Annotated in this window: 1 pseudogene; it reads right to left on the bottom strand. The window is 59.9% G+C overall.

Annotated elements, in window-relative coordinates:
* Window positions 1-295 (bottom strand): annotated as a pseudogene (locus EEB19_RS26555) (ATP-binding protein); the annotation flags it as partial.
* Window positions 296-411: the final 116 nt, after the last annotated feature.

Genomic DNA, 411 nt, shown 5'->3' with positions numbered 1-411 from the left:
TGCCCAGGTTGGCCACGGCCTCTTCGCGCGACAGGCCGATGCCGTTGTCGGAAATCGTGATGGTGCGCGCGTCCTTGTCGTAGCCGACGGTGATGGCCAGCTCGCCATCGCCTTCCAGCAGCGCCGGATTATCGATGGCCTCGAAGCGCAGCTTGTCGCAGGCGTCGGATGCGTTCGACACCAGCTCGCGCAGGAAGATTTCCTTGTTGCTGTACAGCGAATGGATCATCAGGTGCAGCAGCTGCTTCACCTCGGCCTGGAATCCCAGGGTTTCGGACGTGGCGGTTTGGCTCATCGTTGTATGAAAAGTCGGAAAATTAGGGACAAAAGAAAGCCGGATGGCGGGGCGCGCGGCCCAGGCGGTTTCCGGGAAACCCTGTTGTGATGGGGGCCATCCGAAATATTTCAAGA

The organism is Gordonia sp. OPL2 (assembly GCF_003797825.1).
Taxonomy (GTDB): Bacteria; Actinomycetota; Actinomycetes; order Mycobacteriales; family Mycobacteriaceae; genus Gordonia.
Note: the sequence above shows the minus strand (reverse complement) of the source record. Positions and strands in the feature narration are given on the sequence as shown.